Annotated in this window: 15 protein-coding genes; 10 read left to right on the top strand and 5 right to left on the bottom strand. The window is 59.0% G+C overall.

The window, feature by feature from the left end; all coding sequences use genetic code 11:
• The first annotated feature begins 3 nt into the window (after positions 1 to 3).
• From KP004_RS11995 to KP004_RS11980, 4 genes are all read left to right on the top strand, one after another.
• Complete coding sequence (locus KP004_RS11995; protein ID WP_239026785.1) at positions 4 to 978, top strand: alpha-ketoacid dehydrogenase subunit beta; 975 nt, start codon at positions 4 to 6, stop codon at positions 976 to 978.
• A gap of 311 nt (positions 979 to 1289) precedes the next feature.
• Positions 1290 to 3236, top strand: a complete 1947-nt coding sequence (locus tag KP004_RS11990; protein ID WP_216798772.1) for a polysaccharide biosynthesis protein — start codon at positions 1290 to 1292, stop codon at positions 3234 to 3236.
• A gap of 113 nt (positions 3237 to 3349) precedes the next feature.
• Positions 3350 to 3724, top strand: a complete 375-nt coding sequence (locus tag KP004_RS11985) for a GxxExxY protein (RefSeq protein ID WP_216798771.1) — start codon at positions 3350 to 3352, stop codon at positions 3722 to 3724.
• Positions 3725 to 3770: 46 nt separating this feature from the next.
• Entirely contained in the window at positions 3771 to 5408 is a 1638-nt protein-coding gene (locus KP004_RS11980) for a capsule assembly Wzi family protein (RefSeq protein ID WP_216798770.1), read from the top strand.
• Positions 5409 to 5845: 437 nt separating this feature from the next.
• Here the strand turns inward: KP004_RS11980 and KP004_RS11975 are convergent, their stop codons facing one another.
• Positions 5846 to 6493 (bottom strand): hypothetical protein, encoded by a 648-nt coding sequence (locus KP004_RS11975; protein WP_216798769.1) that lies wholly within the window; start codon positions 6491 to 6493, stop codon positions 5846 to 5848.
• A 527-nt stretch (positions 6494 to 7020) separates the two neighbouring features.
• Here KP004_RS11975 and KP004_RS11970 point away from each other — a divergent pair.
• The 6 genes from KP004_RS11970 (at position 7021) to KP004_RS11945 (ending at position 13241) form a co-directional block, all read left to right on the top strand.
• Positions 7021 to 7905: an ExeA family protein gene (locus KP004_RS11970; protein ID WP_239026784.1), complete on the top strand. Its 885-nt coding sequence runs from the start codon at positions 7021 to 7023 to the stop codon at positions 7903 to 7905.
• A gap of 22 nt (positions 7906 to 7927) precedes the next feature.
• Positions 7928 to 8731, top strand: a complete 804-nt coding sequence (locus KP004_RS11965; protein ID WP_216798768.1) for a hypothetical protein — start codon at positions 7928 to 7930, stop codon at positions 8729 to 8731.
• Positions 8732 to 8737: 6 nt separating this feature from the next.
• Positions 8738 to 9019, top strand: coding sequence for a YcgN family cysteine cluster protein (locus KP004_RS11960; protein ID WP_239026783.1), 282 nt, complete (start codon positions 8738 to 8740; stop codon positions 9017 to 9019).
• A gap of 302 nt (positions 9020 to 9321) precedes the next feature.
• A complete protein-coding gene (locus tag KP004_RS11955) occupies positions 9322 to 10572 on the top strand; it encodes a DUF6178 family protein (RefSeq protein ID WP_216798767.1) in 1251 nt (416 codons plus the stop codon).
• A gap of 324 nt (positions 10573 to 10896) precedes the next feature.
• Positions 10897 to 11844 carry an IS110 family RNA-guided transposase gene (locus KP004_RS11950; RefSeq protein ID WP_216798766.1) on the top strand — a complete coding sequence of 316 codons (948 nt, stop codon included), beginning with the start codon at positions 10897 to 10899 and terminating at the stop codon, positions 11842 to 11844.
• Between the two features lie 176 nt (positions 11845 to 12020).
• Positions 12021 to 13241, top strand: a complete 1221-nt coding sequence (locus KP004_RS11945; protein ID WP_216798765.1) for an ATP-binding protein — start codon at positions 12021 to 12023, stop codon at positions 13239 to 13241.
• On the opposite strand, the gene mtaB is transcribed toward KP004_RS11945, so the two are convergent.
• The 4 genes from mtaB to KP004_RS11920 form a co-directional block, all read right to left on the bottom strand.
• Positions 13238 to 14536 carry a tRNA (N(6)-L-threonylcarbamoyladenosine(37)-C(2))-methylthiotransferase MtaB gene (mtaB, locus tag KP004_RS11940; RefSeq protein WP_216798764.1) on the bottom strand — a complete coding sequence of 433 codons (1299 nt, stop codon included), beginning with the start codon at positions 14534 to 14536 and terminating at the stop codon, positions 13238 to 13240. The two genes, KP004_RS11945 and mtaB, sit on opposite strands and share 4 nt — an antisense overlap.
• Positions 14537 to 14806: 270 nt before the next feature.
• Complete coding sequence (cysE, locus tag KP004_RS11935) at positions 14807 to 15475, bottom strand: serine O-acetyltransferase (RefSeq protein WP_216798763.1); 669 nt, start codon at positions 15473 to 15475, stop codon at positions 14807 to 14809.
• 696 nt (positions 15476 to 16171) lie between these two features.
• Positions 16172 to 17101: a tRNA (adenosine(37)-N6)-dimethylallyltransferase MiaA gene (gene miaA, locus KP004_RS11925; RefSeq protein WP_216798762.1), complete on the bottom strand. Its 930-nt coding sequence runs from the start codon at positions 17099 to 17101 to the stop codon at positions 16172 to 16174.
• A complete protein-coding gene (locus tag KP004_RS11920) occupies positions 17098 to 18456 on the bottom strand; it encodes a S41 family peptidase (protein WP_216798761.1) in 1359 nt (452 codons plus the stop codon). Before KP004_RS11920 ends, miaA begins: the two co-directional genes overlap by 4 nt.
• Positions 18457 to 18586: the final 130 nt, after the last annotated feature.

The raw sequence follows: 18586 nt of genomic DNA, 5'->3' as shown, positions 1-18586 counted from the left end.
CTCATGGAACGCGACGAAACCGTGATGCTCATCGGCCAAGGGGTGAAGAGCCCCTGGTATGTGGGCAACACGGCCCAGGGGTTGCTGGCGAGGTTCGGTGCGAGGCGGGTTATCGACACGCCGGTGTCGGAGAACGCCATGACCGGCGCCGCCGTCGGAGCCGCGTTGGCCGGCATGCGCCCCATTGTTGAGCATCCGCGCATGGATTTCATGCTTTACGCCATCGATCCCATCGTCAACGAGGCTGCCAACTGGTTCTACATGAACGGCGGGAAACTGCCGGTCCCGGCGGTCATCTGGGGGGTGATCAACCGGGGCGGAGAGCAGGGGGCACAGCATTCCCAGGCCCTGCACGCGCTTTTCGCCCATATCCCCGGGCTCAAAGTGGTCATGCCGGCAACACCGGCGGACGCCAAAGGGCTCATGGTAGCAGCGGTTCAGGATAACAACCCGGTGGTTTTCATTGATGACCGCTGGCTCTACGGCTTGGAAGAGGTGGTCCCGGAGGAGTTTTACAGCATCCCGCTGGGCAAGGGGGTCATACGGCGGCAGGGAAGCGACGTCACCATCGTCGCTGTGAGCTACATGGTGCGCGAGGCGCTCAAGGCCGCCGAGGAACTGGCACAGCACGGGATTGAGGCAGAGATCATCGATCCGCGCACGGTGAAGCCGTTGGATTTCGACCTGATACATAAGTCGCTGCAAAAAACAGGTCGGCTGGTGGTGGCTGATGGCGGCTGGAAAACCTGCGGGGTTGCAGCCGAAATCGCCGCTTTGGCAGCAGAGAAAGCCTTTAGCTGTTTGAGGGCACCGGTACTGCGGGTCACCCTTCCCGACCTTCCCGCTCCCGCTAGTCGAACCCTTGAAGCTGCCTATTACCCCGTCAGCGCTGACATAGTGACTGCGGTTAACAGGCTGGTTAAGCCCTGCCACGAAGAAGGCATGCTACTGCACCGGGTAAGCTACGCAGCTCAGTAGCCGTCCTCATACCTGTTCCATACACCTATGGGCCAGTTCCAGTCACAGGAGCTGGCCCGTTTCTTTACGGACGCGCCTATGACAACACGCGTGGAAGAATCAACTTGCAGTGGCTGAAAACCTTCTCTTGCCGCCATTCATTCTTTTATTACAGTCGCTATGACTGATGGGGTGAGAGGAACTAAAACAATGAAATGGAGACGTTGAGATTAGAGTTTGCTTTTTCTTTGCTTGGTGATATAGTCATTCTCTGTTTGCCTTAATGTAGACCCTTTAGCTTTCTCACTGACTTGTTGTGCTGTGGGGGGAACATGTTCCGCGCAAGAAGAATCCTGGTGTTTTTCCTGGACGTAATGCTGATCGCCGGTGCTTTTGGTCTTTCCTTTTTGCTTCGTTTCGACTTTCAGATTCCCCCCGAACAGTTCAAAAACATGCTGGCAGGATTGGCAGTTATCCTGGTTGCAAAGCCGATGCTGTTCATCGCTTCCGGTATGTATCGCAGCATCTGGCGCTATGCATCGTTGCAGGACGGTTACGAGATTTTCAAGGTGGTGACTCTCTCCACGATCGTCTCGGCTCTTGTGCTTGTTTTCATGAAAGGTCCCTTCGGCCTGCCCCGCTCGATTTACATCCTGGACTGGTTCCTGCTCTTCTCCATGGTGGCAACCAGTCGGCTGCTCTGGCGCATCTATCGCGAAACCCAATTGGTGCCGGGCCTGCGCAAGGGGAGGCGGACATTGATCATCGGCGCGGGGGAAGCGGGCAACCTCCTGCTCAAGGAAATCCGCAAGCAGAGCGAGGCCACCTATAACGTAGTCGGTTTCGTCGACGACGACCCTGAAAAGGACGGGATGCGCCTTTCAGGGATCAGGGTCCTTGGCGGGACCGACCGGCTCTGCGCCATCGTGCGCAAGTACAGCATAGACGAGGTCATCTTCGCCATCCCGTCGGGCGGGCCGGAACTCATGCGTCGCGTGATCACCAACTGCGAGCGGGCCAAAGCGCGGTTTAAGACGCTTCCCGGCATCACCGATATCATCGACGGCAAGTTCTCCATGAGCCAGATAAAGGACGTGGAGATCGAGGATCTGCTCGGACGTGAACCGGTGGTCCTGGACCAGACGGCGATCCGCAACTACCTGACCGACAAGAGGATCCTGGTGACCGGCGCGGCCGGCAGCATCGGCAGCGAGATCTGTCGCCAGGTGGCGCTTTTCAAACCGGCAAAACTGGTGCTCTTCGACCACGCCGAGACTCCGCTCTTCTACATCGAAAAGGAACTTGCGGCGGCCTTCCCGGACCTGCGCATCATCCCCATGGTTGGCGACGTGAAGAACCAGGACCGGGTCGAGACGGTCTTCGACGAATTCAACCCGGAGGTGGTCTTCCATGCGGCGGCTTACAAGCACGTCGCCATGATGGAGTACAACCCGGCCGAGGCGGTGCTCAACAACGTGATGGGGTCGAAGATAGTGGCGGACGCGGCGCACAAGTTCAAGGTGCGCAACTTCGTCATGGTGTCCACGGACAAGGCGGTCAACCCGACCAACGTCATGGGAGCCACCAAGAGAAGCGCCGAGATGTACGTGCAGGCGCTGGCGGCCAGGAGTCAGACCAAGTTCACCACGGTGCGTTTCGGCAACGTCTTGGGGAGTAACGGGAGTGTCATTCCGCTGTTCAAGGAGCAGATCCGCAACGGCGGCCCGGTGACGGTGACCGACAAGGATGTGGTGCGGTACTTCATGACCATCCCCGAGGCATCGCAACTGGTGATGCAGGCCGGCTGCATCGGGCACGGCGGGGAGATCTTCGTGCTTGACATGGGAGAGCCGGTGCGGATACTCTCCCTCGCCGAGGAACTGATCAGGCTCTCCGGGTTCATACCGCACAAGGAGATCGAGATCGAGTTCACCGGTTTGAAGCCCGGCGAGAAGCTCTTCGAGGAGCTTTTGATCGACGGGGAGGGGATCAAGCCCACCAGCCACAAGAAGATCAGGGTAATGGCCCCGGTGGAGACCGACCTGAAGAAGATCACGGCGGACCTCGAGCAGCTTTTCAATCACGCCAGGTCTCATGACGTGGGAGCGGTGCTGGATGCGCTGCGGAGCATCGTGCCGGAGTTCGTGCCGCGCTATCACTTCGACGTCGCTCCTCCCTTTGCCTTCCAGCGGGTCAGGCCCGACCTGTTCCCGCCCCAAAGGCTCACCTTCATCAGAAACCTCCGCGTCGCCGGCACCAGCGAGGGAACGGCGGCGTAAACAGAGTCAGAGACAAACCCTATTGAACAGGGATAAAAGGGATACAGGGGATAAAACGAAGCACACTTCTTAGAATCATCTATCTCAACTTCTGAATCTCAGGAGTCCACCCGATGATTTATGAAGATTTGACCGGGAAGATTCTAGCGGCTTGCTTCGACGTGAGTAACGAACTCGGTAACGGGTTCCTCGAGTCGGTTTACGAAAAATCCCTTTTGATAGCTCTTGAAGAAGCAGGTCTTCGGGCACAGGCACAAGTTCCGCTACAGGTCTTTTACCGCAACAAAAACGTTGGCGACTTTTATGCGGACGTCGTTGTTGAGGGAATCGTCTTGCTAGAGTTAAAAGCTGTAAAAACTTTAGCTCCTGAGCATGTAGCCCAGATCTTGAATTACCTTAAAGCCACAGGCATTGGCATCGGTTTACTTATCAATTTTGGATCTCCGAAGTTGGAGTATCGAAGATTAGGTAACAGATTGTGCACGTAGTCATCCCTTTTATCCTTTTTATCCCTGTTAAATGATTGAGAATTAAATGAAATTTTCCAAGTTTGTGGTGGTCGCGACATCCATAGTCCTCTTGTTTCCATGTCTTGCCTTTGCGCTGTCTTCTCCCAACATCCCGCTGGACAGTCCCATTTATCTTTACTTGGAGAAGTTGTCCGGTTTCGGACTCATCTCCTCGGACGTTAAGGGAATCCGTCCTTTCTCCAAGGCGGAGGCTGTCCGCCTGGTCAAGGAGGCCGAAGCACGCAGTGCCTCCACCGCATCGTCCGCCTTGGCGACGGAGCTCCTCGAACGCTTGAAAGAACTGCTGCCGCGCGAAATCTCCTACTACGACCGTGAAGATGCCGCGCCGGCATTCGACTTCGACCCCCTCAATACCGCTCGCCTTCGTTACGTCTACCTCGACGGTGCCCCTAGAAGCTACTTCCGCCCGGTCCACGACCCCGGCAACGACGGGGTCTTCGGCATCGGCAGCGGCCTGAGACCCCCGAATCCTTACCCTTCACCGGTCCAGCAGCGTGGAACGGAAGGTACCCCTCTCTTCGAAAACAACGACGGCGTGGTCTACCACCGGGGAACCAACGTCGACCTGCGCGGCAGCGGCGAGCTGTACTTCGGCTCGATAGCTTCAGCCGCGGTTGAGCCGATGCTCCTGTGGTCCGAAGCGGGAGACGAGGCAACCCTCAGGCTGAACAGGGGGTATGCGAAGTTGGGAGGGAGGGTACTCGAGTTGGAGGTGGGGCGCGACGAGAACTGGCTGGGGCCGGGCTACCGCGGGGCGCTCACGCTCACCAACAACGCCAGGAACTTCGATCTCATCAAGCTTTCCAGCCCCGAACTGGTTAAAACTAAATACCTCTGGGACCTTAAGTACTCACTCGTCTTCTCCCGGTTCGAAAAAACCGTCACCAACGGTGAAGAGCGTCAGCCTTTCTTGTTCGCGGGCAAACTGGCCATGAAGCCGCTCGACGATCTCGAGTTCGGCATCAACCTGGGGCGGCAGGTGGGTGGTCCCGGCGTCAACAACAGCTTTGGCGACATCATCCGCGGTGTGGTCGGCGGCACCAGTGATGACAACTCCAACACTGTGGCGGGCTTCGATCTGCGTCTTCGCTTTCCCTGGCTGCGCAACACCGAACTCTACGGCGAGTTTTCCGGCGAGGACGCCGCCGCCTTCTGGCCCATCGTGGAGAGCTATGTCGCCGGCTTCTATATCCCGCGGCTCACCGAAAGCGGCAGCGACGATCTCCGCTTCGAGTATTTCCGCGGCAACCGCATCCTCTACACCAACAGTACCTTCCCCGAAGGCTACCTCTACCACAACATGCCCATCGGGCACTCGCAGGGGGGCGCGACCCAGGACTTCTTCCTGCGCTACAGTCACTGGTTTTCCGTCCGCAACAACCTGGCCTTGGAGGCCTTCCATACCAGGCGCGGCGACTACGGCCGGGTGACCGTCAACGCCGCCGGTCGCTTCGATGCCGCCGGCACCATGCAGTCCATCGAGCGCAAGAACGCCTTGCGGGCAACCTGGACCTTCCCGTTCTCGAAAGAGTGGAACGCTCTGCTGCTCTACGGGCAGGAGTGGATCCACAATTACGAACTGCGTGCCGGCGACACCCGGATGAACCGACTCCTGCGCGCCGAGCTTTCCTACCGGTATTGATGCCGCTGCAGACTGCTTTTCTAGCTCTGCAAGCTTGCAAAGGACCTTTGCGTGTTGCTTTTGCCGAAAAACAAGCTGCTTTTGGACCTTTGTAGCGTGCGTCGGTTGGAAATCCACTTGTTTTGAACAAAAAGCGTGCCGCAATACCCCTTCTCCTTCTTCATTCGCGCCTCAAATAGCTGTTTTTCAATTTTTTAACCGCGCATACTGCAAAAGTCAGCGTGCAAAGTACCTCTGCACGCTTGCAAAGGTACTTTGCACGCTTGCAGAGGTAAAAAGTCAGCTTGCAAAGGTGGAAAGTCAGCGCGCAAAGCGCCAAAGTCAGAGCGCAGAGGGCTTTCGCAAAGAGGATGGACCTGGTAATCAGATGACGCCGGCGGGGATGCTGCTGGTGGGAAAATGGAAACGCCCGCAGTTGCGGGCGTTTCGGGTACTCCTTAGGTGGGCATGAAGAAGAGGGGAGGGGTCCAGGGACCGGGCCCTTCAGGCATGATCCACCTCATCCTGAGGGCGTACTGCTGTCCCGGGGTCAATCCATCCAGCTCCATGTTCTTGAACTGGCCGAACACCGCCGCATGCTTCCAGTTCCCCTCCACGGAGGGGTCGCCCGTCGTTATATGAAATTCGCAGCTTCTGGCGCGAGGTGCACTTTTGGCCTTGCCGACGATCCCGCCCCGTTTTACGCCTTGGGACAATACTATGTCCGGACAGGGCGCCTGGTGCTTCACCGTGGAGGGTGTTGTCTCCTTGGTGTAGTCAAAGCCGCTGGATTCGAGGATCTCGATATTTCCCTGGGCGACGAGGTCAACGTAGCCCCCCATTTGTCCGAGCTCTTTGATGAACTGGGCTCGCAGGCTCTTACGCAGGGTGACACTCTGTTTCGCATTGCTACGCGCCTCGATGCAGGCATTGTCAAAACTTTCCAGTGTACCCTTTACTTGCGCCAGTGGGGTGACGCCTTCGGGGTATGGTTCCTTGAAGTGCGGGTTGTCGGTCATCGAGGTTACAATCACCTTCCCTTTTGCGCTCAGGCTGGCGTCGTTTAGACGGCCCAAGCTGCGTTTGACCTTCGGTTTTTTGCCCATGTGCTCGTCTCCTTTTGTATTGGTCTTTACTAATCCAACGCCGGAAGTGTCGCACGGTTTTTCCGGAATGCAAGGGGTAAAAAACTTAATCCGCGCCCCTTGTCGCAGTCACCGCCTGGACGGCGGCTGTGGCCCTTGCCTTGCTCGCATCGCTGTGTGATAATCGCGGGTGTCCACTTATCCCCCGACAGTCCTACCAGCGAGGCGGCCGTGAAAAAAGATAATATTGAGGTGCTGTTGTCCGAGTTAAACAGGAAGCTGGACCTTGTGATAGGGGCGCAGGAACTCCTTCGCAGTGAGATCTGTGCTTTGAATCGCAAGATGTGCAACAGGGATGGAAGGGATGACGGTCTCCATTTGGAGCAGCGCTTGGCCTTGTACGATTCACAAAGACATGCTGGCGAAGCGATGATGGCCTCAAAGCCGTAAACCTTTACCCCCACATCTCACCCCTTTCCCCTTTATTTTCCGCCAGATTCGCGCTATATTCTCTGCCTCGATAACGGCAACCGTCACAAGGGAACCACATGCCTGCGATGTACTGCGAGTTTTACGGCTTCAGGGAAAGCCCCTTCACCATTACGCCCAATCCCCGTTTCCTGTTCATGAGCGAGCAGCACCGGGAGGCCTACGCCCACCTGATCTACGCGGTGGACAACCGGGCCGGGTTCGTGGAACTCACCGGCGAGGTCGGCACCGGCAAGACGACGCTGTTGCGCACCTTCCTGAACCGTCTGGACCAGGAGGGGCACCGCACCGCGCTCATCTTCAATCCCTGCCTCTCCGACCTGGAACTGCTCAAAAGCGTGAACCGGGAGTTCGGCCTGGTCTGGGAGTCCGAGAGCAGGGTGGAGCTTCTGCAGGTGCTGAACGCGTTCCTGTTGGAGCAGAAACAGGCGGGACGCAGCGTGGTGCTGGTGATGGACGAGGCGCAGAACCTCCCCATGGAGGTGCTGGAGCAGATCCGGCTCATCTCGAACCTCGAGACGGAAACGGACAAGCTGATCCAGATCGTCCTCTCCGGGCAGCCGGAGCTCCTCTCGGTCCTGGGACGCAAGGAGTTGCGCCAGCTGAACCAGCGCATCACGGTCCGCTACCACCTGCTCCCCATGGACTTCGACAGCACCCACGCTTATATCGACCACCGCATGGAGCTGGCTGGATGCTACCGCGCCGCCGAGTTTTCCACGTCGGCCATGAAGCAGATCTATCGCTTCTCCGGAGGGGTGCCGCGGCTAGTCAACGTCGTTTGCGACCGGGCGCTCCTGATCGGGTTCACCGAGGAGGCGAGGACCATCACCGGCCCGATGGCGGCACAGGCCGTCGCCGAGGTGGGCGGGCGGTCCCCCTACGGTTTGGCGGCGCAGCTGCTGAAGCGCCTGACCGGCGGCTTTTCGCGCGGCCGCAGCTGATTTTCAACTTTTCGAGGAGCTTATGAGTTCGATACTGAAGGCATTGGAGAAGGTGGACGAGTCGCAGCGGACCCGCCGGCCCGCCGGCACCGGTGGGCTTCCCAAGGCACGGGGGCGTCGCCCCGCCTGGCTGATCCCGGTCTGGACCCTGGGGGGAGCTGCCATCGCCACTCTGGCCACCTACGCCCTCATGGGCGGGTTCTCCCACAAGTCCGCACAGGTTGCGCCAAAGGACGATGTTGTGGCGACTGCCGCACCGGCCAAGGCGGCGCAGGCCGTACGCGTGGAACCAAAGGTGATCGTCACCGAGCAGACTGCCGCACCTGCTGCGTCCGTTCAACCGGCGCAGCCTACGGCCGCCCCCGCCAAGGTCGCTGCTAAGCCGGCTCCGGTTGCTGCTGCAGCGGCGGCAAAACAGGCACCGCCGGTCGCGAAGCCGGTGACCCAGGCGGCAGCCAAGGCCGCTGCCCAGCCTCACATCGCGACCAAGGTTGCCGCGAAGCAACTTGCTCAGCCGTCGGGTGCGGCCAAGGCTCTTGCCGTTGTCCAACCGGTTGTCGCGCAACCGGCACCCACAGCTGCCGCACCCGCTCCGGCCGCGCCGCAACCGGTGACCCAGCAGAAGTCGCGACCGGAGATCCGCGTCACCGGTATCGCCTGGCAGAACAGCAGCGAGTCGAGTTTCGCCATGGTGAACGGCAGTCCCATGCGCCAGGGCAATACCGTGAACGGCTACAAGATCGAGCAGATCTATGAGGACAGCGTCAGGTTTTCCAACAGCAAGGGCAACAGCCTTGTCGTCCCCCTCGGGGCGGGAGAGGAGTAAGGCGCGATGGCACCGGGACCCGAAATGGATCAGCAGCAGTGGGAGGCCCTTTGCGAGCAATGCGGCCTTTGCTGTTTCGAGAAGATAGAAGACGAGGACGGCAGGATCCTGTTCACCTCGACTCCCTGTCGTTATCTCGACATCACTACGAGGCGCTGCAAGATTTACAAGAAGCGTTTCAAGGTTTTCCCCGAGTGCGTCCAGCTCACCCCCGAGCTGGTCAAGGAGCTCAAGTGGCTGCACCGAAGCTGCGGCTACAAAAAGGCCATGCGCAAAGGCATCCTTTAAACCATTTAACAGGGATAAAGGGGATAAAAGGGATAGAAACAAAAACAGGTTATTAACGCGAAGGCGCAAAGGCGCAGAGAAAACATAAAAACAGGCATAGGGCGTGGGGGCACACAAGTTGTTCATCCCCTTCATCCCTTTTGTCCCTGTTAAAACGGTTTTAAAGCATATCTTTTTAACGCAAAGGCGCAAAGGCGCAATGAAAACACGAATACAGGAGAGGGCGGGGGGTAAACAAGAGTCTTTGGTTTATCCCCTTTATCCCTTTTATCCCTGTTAAGAACGGTTTCAAAGGGAGTGTAATGGCAGAGAAGAAGCAGATAGCTGTAGTAAAACTTTCCGAGCGTGAGTTCCAGACGCTTTCCCTGCAACAGAAAAAGGATTACCTGGGGACGGTCTCCGGCAAGGAGAAACTTGACCTCATCGTCGCCGATTCCGACGCCAGGAGGCTGACCGCCGGTCTGCAGCCGCAGGAGTTCTTCTGGCTCATGAAGGAGGTGGGCGAGGTCGACTCGGTGGATCTGCTGCGCCTGGCGACGGCGGAGCAGTCCGTCTTCATCATGGACATGGAACTGTGGGACGGCTGGACCTTCTCCGAAGACCAGGCCTGCCATTGGCTCACCTACTTCATGGAGGGGGGCGAGGCGCGGGTTCATGAACTGCTGAAACATCTGGATTTCGAGCTGCTGCAGCTGCTTTTTAGCCGCGAGATCATCGTCGGCGGGGGCATCGGCGACCAGGGCAACGACGAGGAGCGCCGGGCCGACTACGACCACACCTTCGACGACGTCTTCATGATCAAGTTCAAGAACCCGAAGCACAGCCAGCTGATCGGGTCCTTCCTCTCCATGCTGGTCAAGCTGGACAACCAACTGTACACCGCGCTCATGGAGGGGGTGAAAGGGGACGTGGACCTGGAGCTCGAGGAGCAGTGCCAGCGTTTCCGCACCGGGAGGCTGCAGGATCTCGGCTTTCCGCCGCTGGAAGAGGCACTTTCCATCTACGCCCGGATCCACCCGGACCATTTCCAGTTGCAGGGAGGCAAGGAACTCGCTGCGGCAGGGGAGGGGGGGCAGCTGATCCCCGTCTTCGCCGACGAAGGGACGCTGCTCGCGCGCGCCCTGGGGATGGCCGGTTCCGAAATCGTCTTGCAGGAGTTGAACTACCTGGTGAACAGCGCCCTGGTTGCCGAGGGGCAGGCCTTTCACGAGCCCGAGGCGATGCTCGGTGTGATGCACCGCGTCTGCGGCTATCTCAACATCGCCCTGGAGAAGCTTGCCGGTGGGGATGAGCGTAAAGCTGCGCAGATCCTGGTCGAGGAGGAGCTGAAGCGGCTGTTCCAGCTCGGTTACAGCATCGTGCTGCAGTTGAAGTTCGCCGCCCGCGACACCGAAACCGTCGATTACGCCACCGGGAAGCTCCTGGCGGGGCTGAAGTCCAAGCGTCCCCGTTTCTACCGCGGGCTCGATGCCGACGGTATCGACGGTTATCGGGAGTTCCGTGACCAGGAGGACGTGCGGCGGGTTTCCGACCTGCTGGCCCAGTTGCAGTGACAATAACCCCTGTCTAACAGGGATAAAAGGGATACAAGGGATAAAGGCAGTTTTAAAATCATTAACGCAAAGGCGCGGAGCCGCAGAGGCGCAAGGGGTAAACCATTCAAAAGCTTTTAAAGGGTTTTCTTAGCGTCTCCGCGCCTCTGCGTCTTGTATGTTTACCATCAAGCAGCTAGATTTTCTGTTCCGGGACATGGCAGTTTGTTCGCGTCTTGGGTTCGAGCCCGTCGCAAAGCGTAAAACGCCATGTCCTCTTCTTCACAGCCCGAACGGTTGCCTGGGCCTGAGCCCGCATCTTCGCAAGAAAGGGACGGAGAACACATGGAACCTAAAGTAGCTGTAGCTGGCGTTGATGTAAGCAAAGAGAATCTCGACCTATTCGTGATCCCTCTGGGTGTTTCACAGCGATTCGTCAATGATGAGAGCGGCTGCAATGAGCTGGTGAAGGTCCTTGCTGAGCTAGCACCATCCCGGGTAATTTTCGAGTCCACAGGAGGACTCGAAATGCTGGCAGCCGGAATTGCTTCTGCGGCCTCACTTCCCGTAGTAATTATCAATCCCAGGCAGATTCGAGACTTTGCCAAAGCCTGTGGATTACTTGCAAAGACAGACAAGCTCGATGCAAAGGTAATCGCACTATTCGGGCAGAAGATCGAGCCTGAAATTCGTCCTCTTAAGGATGAGCCGGCCCAGGAACTATCGGCGCTGATCTCGCGCCGGAGGCAACTCGTCGAGATGCTCACGGCCGAAAAGAACAGGCTTTCCGCTGCTCCGAAATCAGTACGAGATGGCATCACCCGCCACATCGAATGGCTGGAGGAGCAGATCCGCTCCTATGATGACGATATATCTCGTTTCATCCAGTCTTCCCCAATGTGGAAGGCAAAGGGGGAGATTCTGACCAGTGTCAAGGGCATTGGTCCTGTGACAGCAGCAACTTTGCTCGCTGCACTCCCCGAGTTGGGATCTGTCACCAGGCAACAAATCAGCGCGTTAGTCGGCTTGTGCCCTTACAACCGTGACAGCGGCAGGGTTAAAGGCAAACGCTCGATCTGGGGAGGCCGTGCAGCAGTACGTTGTGTCCTGTACATGGCGGCACTAGCAGCAGTACGATTTAACCCCACGATAAAAGTCTTCTATGACCGGCTAAGGAACGCCGGTAAGGTGCACAAGGTGGCAATAACCGCTACGATGCGAAAGCTCTTGGTCATACTGAATGCAATGCTCAGAGATAACCAGCCTTGGAGCGATAGCCACACTTTTGCTTGACAGAGAACACGGTTGCTTTGCGTTGAGCCTTTTTTGATTTTGTTTCAGTCTGTTTCGTTTTTAAACCATTAACGCGAAGGGTTCTTTCTTGGGTCCCCCCTCCATCCCCTTTCGTTGCAATCCTCTCCCTCATTGGTATCCTCTTAGGCATTTGCCGCAGCCGTTAGGGGGGGAGGATGAAGGTCCTGGTCGTCGACGATTCCCGAAACGATCGCAAGATCACCCGCTACAACCTGGAGTGGCACGGCTGCCACGTCGTCGAGGCCGCCAACGGCAAACAGGGGCTCGAGATGGCAGCGGCCGAAGCCCCCGACCTCATCATCTCCGACTGCCTCATGCCGGTGATGGACGGCTTCCGGTTCCTTCGCGAACTCAAGAAATTCCACGAGCTCGGCAAGATCCCCTTCATCTTCTATTCAGCGGTCTACACCGGCAGCAGGGAAGCCGAGCTCGCTGCCTCCCTGGGAGCCACGGCGTTCCTGGAGAAGCCGATGCGTCCGGATGCATTGTGGGAGGAGGTGGGGCGCCTTTTGGCGGCGGAAACGGGCGCAGAGCGCGAGGCGGAGCCGCACCCGCTGCAGGAGGAGGACTTTCTCAGGGACTACAGCCAGGTCGTCGCCACCCGCCTGGAGGAGAAGGTCCGCGAACTGACCGAGGAAAACGAGAGCCTGCTCAGGTTGAACGGCGAGCTGGAGCGCAGGGTGGTGGAGCGCACCTCGCAGCTGGAATCGGCCAACCGCGACCTGGAGATGTTCAGCTACTCGGTTTCCCATGACCTTCGGGCACCCTTGCGGCACCTGGAGGGGTTCAGTCAGGCCCTTACCGAAGAGTACGCACCGAGACTCAACACCATAGGCAACGATTACCTGGACCGGATCAGGAGGTCCAGCCGCCGCATGGCCGACATGCTGGACGCGATCCTGGAATTGTCACGCAGCGTCCGGGGCAAGCTCAACAAGGTAGATGTGGACCTGAGCGCGCTGGCCAGGGAGGTCGTGGGGCAACTGGTCCGTTCGCAACCGGAGCGGAAGGTCGATGTACGCGTGGCGGAGGGGATGGCGGCGCGGGGCGATGCCCGCCTTTTGAAGGTGGTGCTGGAGCACCTGGTGGGAAACGCCTGGAAGTTCACCCAGAAAACGGAGCACGCCCTGGTGGAAGTTTTCCCGACCGAGTGGGAGGGGCATTCCGCCTTCGTCGTTCGGGACAACGGGACGGGGTTCGACATGGCCTACTCGGAGAAGCTGTTCGCTCCCTTCCAGCGGATGCACAGCCAGGAGGAGTTCCCCGGCCGCGGCATCGGACTCGCCATCGTGAAGCGTATCGTCAGCCGCCACGGCGGCAAGGTGAAGATAGAAGCTGAAGTGGGGCAGGGCGCTACGGTGACGGTAACCCTCTAGCGCGCCGCTGCCAGTTTCCCGATCAACTCCCCGCCGTTGGTCCCGGTGATCAGCACGCCGACCTCCTGGTTGACCAGCCCCTCGCACTCCTCGATGAGCACCGGAAGGTAGTTCCTGGATAACCCCTTGCGTCCCCCTTCGTCCTTTTGCACCAGCACCTGGAGTTCCCGCCCGACAAACCGTGCGGCATACTCGGCCTTCTTCTTCTCCGACAGGATGCGGAGCGCCTCGGCGCGTTCCTTGATCACCCGCGGCTGGACCTGGGCCGCCATGGTTGCAGCCGGCGTTCCCGGGCGCTGCGAGAAGGGGAACACGTGCAGGTAGGCGAGGGGGAGCGACTCGATGAAGGAGTAGGTCTCCTGGAATTCCCGGTCGGTCTCGCCGGGGAAGCCGGCGATCACGTCGGAGCCGATGCTCACGTCAGGCATGGCGGCGACCAGGTCCTGGACCACGGAACGGAACAGCGCCGTGTCATAGCCGCGGTTCATGCGGGCGAGTACGCCGTCGGAGCCTGCTTGCAGCGGCAGGTGCAGGTGCGGGCAGACGATGCGGGAACCGGCCATGAAGGCGATCATCTCGGCCGGCACCTCGGTCGGTTCCACCGAGCCTATCCGCAGGCGTCGCACCAACCCCTGCTGCTCGGCCTGCTGCATCAGGGAGAGCAGGTCGGTAGGAGGGGCGAGGTCGAGGCCGTAGGCGCCCAGGTGTATGCCGGTCAGGACGATCTCCTGGAATCCCTTGGCGGCGAAGGCCGCCATGCCGTCCAGCGCCTCCTGGGGGGCGACGCTCCTGCTGGCCCCGCGGGCGTAGGGGACGATGCAGTAGGCGCAGCGCGCGTCGCAGCCGTTTTGCACCTGGAGGAAGGCGCGGGTGTGCTCGGCGAAGCTTTCCAACTGTGTTCTTTCACCCGTCCTCTGCTGCGAGATATCGCTCACCACCGCCTGCGGTTCATCCTTCAGTCCCTTGATGAAGCCGACGATGTCCTTCTTCTCGCTGTTGCCGAGGATGAGGTTCACCCCCGGCAGCTTCAGCAGTTCGTCGCCAGCCATCTGGGCGTAGCAGCCGGTGATCACCACGCGTGCCTCGGGGTTCATGCGGGTAGCGCGCCTGATGAGGCGGCGGGACTCGGCATCGGTTTTGGCGGTGACGGTGCAGCTGTTGATGACGTAGATGTCGGCCGTTTCGGAGAAGGGGACGAAGCTGTAGCCGTCCTGCTCCAAAGCTTCGGTCATGGCGGCGGATTCGAACTGGTTGATCTTGCAGCCGAGGGTGGTGATGGCGATTCTTTTAGTCATAAAATCCTAAGCTAACAGGGATGAAAGGGGATAAAGACAAAAACTTTTAACAGGGATAACAGGGATAAAAGGGATAAAGGCAAAAATCTCTGTTAACGCAAAGACACCAAGGCACGGAGACGCCAGGAAAAGGCCTTTGGGGAACGACAAACCCTTTTTAGAATCAAGACCGTCTTTTCCATTGCGTCTTGGCGGCTCCGCGCCTTGGCGTTAAAGCTTCTGATCTTTAGATGTGATCCCCTTTATCCCTTTTATCCCTGTGAAATGGTTTTATCCGAGTTTCTTCTTGAGGGCTTCGTGATCGGCGGCGAGGGCGGCGTACTTTCTCTCCAATTCCCGAATCTGGTCGAACAGGCAGGAGATCGCCTTGGCCTCCGGGTCCGGCATCTTGCCGTGCTCGAGGTCCGGGCGGTCCTGGGGCTTCTCGGTTGCCATCACGACGCGGCCGGGGATGCCGACTACGGTCGAGTTGGGAGGGACTTCCTTGACCACGACGGAGTTGGAGCCGACCTTGCTGTCCTTGCCCACGGTGAAGGGGCCGAGGATCTTCGCGCCCGAGCCGATCACGACGTTGTCCATCAGGGTAGGGTGGCGCTTCACCTTTTCCCAGCTGACCCCGCCCAGGGTGACCCCGTGGTAGAGGGTGACGTTGTCGCCGATCTCGGCGGTCTCCCCGATGACCACGCCCATGCCGTGATCGATGAAGAAACCTTTGCCGATGGTGGCGCCGGGGTGGATCTCGATGCCGGTGAAGAATCGGCCCAGGTGGGAGGTGAAGCGTCCCAGGAAATAGAGCTCGTGCTTCCAAAGCCAGTGGGCGAACCGGTGGAACCAGATCGCATGCAGCCCGGGATAACAGAAGATCACCTCCAGCATACTTCTTGCCGCCGGATCCCTGTCAAACACTGCCTTAATGTCCGATTTAAACCTTGCAAACATCGGTACCCTCCCTGGCTGCCAGTACGTTAACGAAACAAGCACCATCTGCTTCGCCTTTTTTTTCGTAACATACCACACTGATTACGTCAATAATTAACTGCCGGTACCGCCTCACGCCCGTTCGCTACGCTCACTCAAGACGCAAAGGCGCAAAGTAAACCTAAAGACAACATCATTTAACAGGGATAAAAGGGATCAAAGGGATAACACCTAAAACCAAAAGATTTCAGGTATAACAAAAAGCGGCTTGCAGGTTTTGCCTGACTTTGCGCCTTTGCGGCTTCGCGTGAGAAAAGGTTTTCGCCCTTATCCCTTTTATCCCTTTTATCCCTGTTTGAATGGTGTCAGCAGTTCCAGTGCCTCCGCCAGCGGGTCGCCCGCTCCTTCGACCCAGTGGATCACCGTGCCGTGGCTTTGCATCCGCTTGAACCAGCCGGTACCGCCTAAAGGCGCAAAGTAAATCTAAAGACAACATCATTTAACAGGGATAAAAGGGATCAAAGGGATAACACCTGAAACCAAAAGATTTCAGAACCATTTAACAGGGATAAAAGGGATGAAGGGGATCACGTCTAAAACAAAAGCATTTTGGGTTAAACCCAAAGTTTCTGTAGGTTTTGCCTGACTTTGCGCCCTTGCGGCTTCGCGTTACGAAAAGTCTTTACGCCTTTATCCCTTTTATCCCTTTTATCCCTTTTATCCCTGTTTGAATGTTGTTAGCAGTTCCAGCGCCTCCGCCAGCGGGTCGCCCGCTCCCTCGACCCAGTGGATCACCGTGCCGTGGCTTTGCATCCGCTTGAACCAGTTCTCCTGCTTCTTGGCGAAGTCGTGGATGGCGGCGTTGAGCTTCTGGAACATGTCGTTCCTGGAGATTTCCCCCTTAAGGTGACGCGCCACGTAACGGTACTCCAGGCCGTAGAACTCGAACCTGTCCCAGCCGGTACCCTCATCGTGCAGCCGCTGCACCTCTTCGATCATCCCAGCTTCCAGCCGCTCCCTGAGCCGCTTGGTGATCCTCTCCCTGAGTTGGGCGCGCTCCCAGCGGATGCCTATGGTGAAAGGCGTCATCTCCGGCCAGGGCGCTTCGGCTCCGCCCCGGTACTCGGCGATCTCTATGGCACGCAGCAACCGGCTCCGCTCGGTGAGGTCGGTGCTGTTGTGCAGCCTGGGATTGCTCCCGATGAGCCGGTCTGCAAGCTCCGTCATGGAGAGCGGGGCGAGTTCCTCCCGCAGCGCGGGATCCTCGGGGACCTCGATGAGGCGGTAGCCGCGCAGCACGCAGTCGAGGTACATGCCGCTGCCGCCGACCAGAACCGGGAGCCTGCCGCGCCTCGAGATGTCGGAGAAGGAATCGAGGAAAAGACGTTGGAACTGGAACAGGTTGAACTCGTGGCCGGGTGGGGCCACGTCGATCAGGTGGTAGGGAACGCCCTGGTACTCGTGCAGGTCCTTACCGGTGCCGATGTCCATGCCGCGGAACACCTGGCGGGAATCGGCCGATATGATCTCGCCCTGCAGCCTGCCGGCAAGCTGTACCCCCAGTCGGGTCTTCCCGGAGGCGGTCGCCCCGAGTATCACCAGCAGGTTCGGGGAGGCGGGCGCCTTGCTGCCGCCCGTGCCGGTCAACGGAGCAGACCTTTTTTGAGGACGTTCACTCCCTTGATGAGCTCGAGGGCGCGGGCGAGCTGGTTGTCCTTTTGCAGCAGTTCTTCTTCGCTCAGCTCCTTGCCGGCGCCGTTCACGCGGGGCAAAAGGACCGGGTGGACGGGCTTGGCCGGCGCGGGAGCCTTGGTCTCGGGCACTTCCTGCATGTGGCCGTCGAGGTCCTGCTCGCGGACCTCCTGCTCTTTCTCTTTCTTTGCTGCCGTCGGCTTGGCGAATTCGACCACGATGTCGGGGGTGATCCCCTTGGCCTGGATGGAGCGGCCGCTCGGGGTGTAGTAACGGGCGGTGGTCAGTTTCAGTCCGTCACCGTTGTTCAGGGTCATGATGGATTGCACACTCCCCTTGCCGAAGCTCTGGGTACCCATGATCACCGCGCGCTTGTGATCCTGCAGCGCGCCCGCGACGATCTCGGAAGCGGAGGCGGAGCCGCCGTTGATCAGCACCACCATGGGGTACTTGGGTTCTTTTTCCCCGATGGTGGCGGTCAGGGTGTGCACCGAGGCGGCGTCGCGCCCCTTGGTGGTGACGATGTCGCCGTTGGTGAGCCCTTCGCCTATGAACCGGTCGGCCACGCGGTACGCCTGGTCCACCAGCCCGCCGGGGTTGTAGCGCAGGTCCAGGATGAGGCCGGAGAGGGGGGCGCCGTTGTCGGCTGCCAGCGTCTTCAGTGCCTTCTCGAAGTCCTCGCCGGTCCGCTCCTGGAATTCGGCGATGCGAACGTAGCCGTAACCGGACTCGAGGAGGCGGGCCTTGAGGCTCTTGGTCTTTATGATGGCGCGGGTCAGACGGAAGGTGAGCGGTTGCGCTGCCCCTTCCCTGATGATGGTGAGGGTGACCTGGGTTCCGGGGGTGCCGCGCATCCGGCTTACGCACTCGTTGATGGGAAGGTCCTTGGTCGGCTTCCCGTCGATCTGGAAGATATGGTCCCCGGCCAGGATGCCGGCCCGGAAGGCCGGGGTGTCCTCGATGGGGGCGTTCACCATGAGCTTGCCGTTACGCATGTCCAGCTCGATGCCGAGGCCGCCGAAGGCGCCTGCCATGTGCACTTTCATCTCGGAGTACTCCGTGACCGGGAGGTAGGTGCTGTGCGGGTCGAGCGCGGCCAGCATCCCGTTGATGGCGCCGGTCATGAGCTTCTTGTCGTCGACTTTGTCGACGTAGCTCTCCTTGACGATGTCGACTACTTCTTTGAACATGGAGACGTACTCCGCCTCGCTTCTGCGGGCGCGCTCTTCCTTGTCCAGTAGTGGCGCGACGAAAAAGATGGCGGCGAGGACGGCGGCGATAGCGGATATGGCGAACGCTTTTTTCAACATCGAGGGAGCCTTTGACGTGGGATGGGGGGATAAATCCGTAACGTGCTACTGTATGTTTTTGCCCTTGTGGTTGTCAACTCCATTTGGCTCAAAAGTCCCCCCTTCGCAAAGGGGGATTTAGGGGGGGTGA

Origin of the sequence: Geomonas oryzisoli, from assembly GCF_018986915.1 — a bacterium.
Taxonomy (GTDB): Bacteria; Desulfobacterota; Desulfuromonadia; order Geobacterales; family Geobacteraceae; genus Geomonas; species Geomonas oryzisoli.
This window is presented reverse-complemented; position numbering and strand designations above follow the sequence as displayed.